This window comes from Pelomicrobium sp. (genome assembly GCF_036803785.1).
Taxonomy (GTDB): domain Bacteria; phylum Pseudomonadota; class Gammaproteobacteria; order Burkholderiales; family UBA6910; genus Pelomicrobium.
The window spans coordinates 1-2,975 of sequence record NZ_DAIRTR010000216.1; the positions used below are offsets into that span (position 1 = coordinate 1).

Sequence of the window (2,975 nt, forward strand, 5' to 3'; positions counted from 1 at the left end):
GGATCTTCCTGCTAGCCCTGGGGGTGGCGGGCTGCTCGGGGGGGTTGCTGCGCAAGGAGATCGACTACAAGTCTTCCAGCAAGCTGCCGCCCCTGGAAATTCCCCCCGACCTGACGGCGCCCAGCACGAGCGACCGCTACACCGTGCCGGACGTGAACGCCCCGGGATCCGCCACCTACTCCGTCTACAGCGCCGAGCGCGCCGGCCGCCCCCAGCCCTCGGGGGTGTCCACTCTCTTGCCTGAGAACGCGCAGGTGCGCATCGAGCGGGCAGGCAGTGAGCGCTGGCTGGTGGTGAACCAGCCGCCAGAGAAGGTCTGGCCCGTGGTGCGGGATTTCTGGCTGGAGCTGGGCTTCATCATCGCCACCGAGATCCCGGAGGCGGGGGTGATGGAGACCGACTGGGCGGAGAACCGGGCCAAGATCCCCCAGGACTTCATCCGTGACACCCTGGGCAGGGTGCTGGACCAGCTGTGGTCCACCGGCGAGCGGGACAAGTTCCGTACCCGGCTGGAACCGATCCAGGATCGCACCGCCACCGAGGTCTACATCAGCCACCGGGGGATGGTGGAGCGGCTGGTGGGCAGCAATCCCAACGAGCCCCAGGGCTCCGTGTGGGAGCCGGTGCCTCCCAATCCCGACTTGGAGGCGGAGATGTTACGGCGGCTGGCGGTGCGCTTTGGCGTGGAAGAGGAGCGCACTCGGCAACTGCTCGCAGCGCCGAGCCGGGAACCCCAGGCGAGCCTGATCGCGGAGGCGGGTGCCCTGGCCCTGGTGGATCCCTTCGACCGGGCGTGGCGACGGGTGGGGCTCGCCCTGGACCGGGTGGGTTTCACTGTGGTGGACCGGGACCGCTCCAACGGGATTTACTACGTGCGCTACGCTCCCCTGGAGACCCAGCCGAGGAAAGAGGGTGGGTTCCTCTCGCGGCTTGCTTTCTGGCGCAGCAGCGAGGAGGCAAAACCCAGGCCGGAGCAGTATCGCGTCCACGTGGAGCCTGCAGGAGAGGGGACCCGGGTGAGCGTGCTCAACAAGGAAGGTCAGCCGGAAAGGTCCGAAACCGGCAAAAAGATCCTGAGCCTGCTGTACGAACAGCTCAAGTGAGGGCAGAGGCGTCGCGCATGCCGGGCGAAGGAAAGGGATGAAACGCCGCGCCAGGCTGCGAGGCATGGCAATCCCCCTTCTCTCCATCCCGGCGTCATGATACGCTTCGCCTCCCTCGGCAGCGGCAGCGCCGGCAACGGCCTGCTGGTGATGGCGAACGGGACCTGCGTGCTCCTCGACTGCGGGTTTGCGCTCCGGGAAACCGAGGCCCGACTCGCCCGGCTGAAGGTGGATCCCAGCGGACTGGACGCGCTCTTGGTCACCCACGAGCACGAGGACCACGCCGGCGGCGTTGCCCGTCTAGCGGCCCGCTACGGCATTCCCGTGTATCTCACCTATGGCACCCGTCGCGCCCTGGAATCGGTCCTGCTTCCCGCCACCGAAGTGCATCTGATTGACAGCCATACCCCTTTCGCCGTGGGGGCGCTGGAGATTCATCCGTTCCCCGTGCCCCATGATGCCCGGGAGCCTGTCCAATTCGTCTTCACCGATGGGGCAGTGCGCCTGGGAGTGCTGACCGACACCGGTAGCCCCACGCCCCACATCCGGGAGATGTTGAACGGCTGCCAGGCGCTGGTCCTGGAGTGTAACCACGATCCCGACATGCTGGAGAAGGGGCCCTATCCCCCGTCCCTCAAACGGCGGGTGGCAAGCCGCTATGGGCACCTGGCCAATCCGGCGGCTGCCAAGCTCCTTGCCAGCCTGGACACGGGCCGCTTGCAGCACCTGGTCGCTGCCCATCTGAGCCAGACCAACAACACACCCAGTCTGGCCCGGCGTGCTCTGGCCCAAGCCTTGGCCTGCGCGCCCGAGTGGATCGGCGTAGCGGATCAGGGTTGCGGCTTCGACTGGCGCGAGATCCGTTGACGCCTTCTCAAGCAGGAATGAAAAAGGCCGGCTTGCGCCGGCCTTTTGTCACGAGCCTGATCCAGCGACTCGGATTACTTGGGTTGCTCTTCTTTTTTCTCCTCGGCGGGCGCCGCGGCAGGGGCTGCCTGACCTTCGGCAGGCTTGGCTTCACCCGCAGGGGCGGCCGCGGGTGGCTGGGCTTCGGCCGGCTTCGCCTCGGGCGCAGCCGCTTGCTGGGCCGGGGCGGGCGCCGGGGCGGCCTGTTGCGCGGGCGCTGGCGCCGTGGCCGTTTCTTCTTTCTTGCCGCAGGCGCTCAACGCCACGGCGGCGAGGGCTACAAGGAGGATGGAGCGTTTCATAGAGGGGTTATCCTTCGAAAAGTTGATCATGTCCTGTTGTGTTCCAGGCCGGCATCCCAGGAACCTGTACGTGCAAGTCTCCCCTACTGTCGGCGAGACCCGGTTGCCTGTACAGGCTCCTGTGGAACCGTCCAGCGCCTTGATCCGGAGGATGGGCGTTGGCAGATCCGGATTCCGGCCGGCAGTGCATTCTAGCAAAAACGTGGGAAAAAGCATTAGCAGGCTGTCTTTTTATACAGATCATGGGGGGCGTCGCGACGCTACGTCGCGGCCTTTACCCAGGGCGAGATACCCGGCCCGGTACCACTGGTACAGCGCTTCCCGGGCGGCGGGAGGCAGCGGCATCCTGGGCGGCAGCCGACGGGTATCCGCGAGCCGCCTCAAGGCTTGCCGAGAGGCCCCTTCCACCTGTAGCGCTTCGCCGTTGATGTAAATCCCCCGCGGGCTGTACAGCATGCGGCTCTTGATGTCCAGGACGACCCCCCGCCGCGCCGCCTCACGAGCGAAGCCATTCGCGCTCAAAGGACGCGTGGGCGGAGAAAACACCACCGTGGGCTTCGGCTCGGAAAGGTAGACGCCGGCAAACTCCTCCACTTCCGTCGGTCCCCAGCGGATGCGGGCGAGCACCCGGGCAAAACGCTGCACCATCTGGGGGGGAATACGG

Annotated in this window: 4 protein-coding genes; 2 read left to right on the top strand and 2 right to left on the bottom strand. The window is 66.6% G+C overall.

Going from position 1 to position 2,975, the window contains the following annotated elements; translation table 11 throughout:
- Positions 1-2: 2 nt before the first annotated feature.
- Together bamC and V7Q81_RS15395 are read left to right on the top strand one after the other, a co-directional pair.
- Entirely contained in the window at positions 3-1,103 is a 1,101-nt protein-coding gene (gene bamC / locus V7Q81_RS15390) for an outer membrane protein assembly factor BamC (protein ID WP_333845077.1), read from the top strand.
- Between the two features lie 99 nt (positions 1,104-1,202).
- Positions 1,203-1,970, top strand: a complete 768-nt coding sequence (locus tag V7Q81_RS15395; protein ID WP_333845085.1) for an MBL fold metallo-hydrolase — start codon at positions 1,203-1,205, stop codon at positions 1,968-1,970.
- A gap of 74 nt (positions 1,971-2,044) precedes the next feature.
- Here V7Q81_RS15395 and V7Q81_RS15400 read toward each other — a convergent pair whose 3' ends face one another.
- Both V7Q81_RS15400 and V7Q81_RS15405 read right to left on the bottom strand, forming a co-directional pair.
- Positions 2,045-2,311, bottom strand: coding sequence for a hypothetical protein (locus V7Q81_RS15400; protein ID WP_333845080.1), 267 nt, complete (start codon positions 2,309-2,311; stop codon positions 2,045-2,047).
- Positions 2,312-2,551: 240 nt separating this feature from the next.
- On the bottom strand, positions 2,552-2,975 hold a 424-nt coding region (locus tag V7Q81_RS15405; RefSeq protein ID WP_333845082.1), incomplete at its 5' end, for a winged helix domain-containing protein.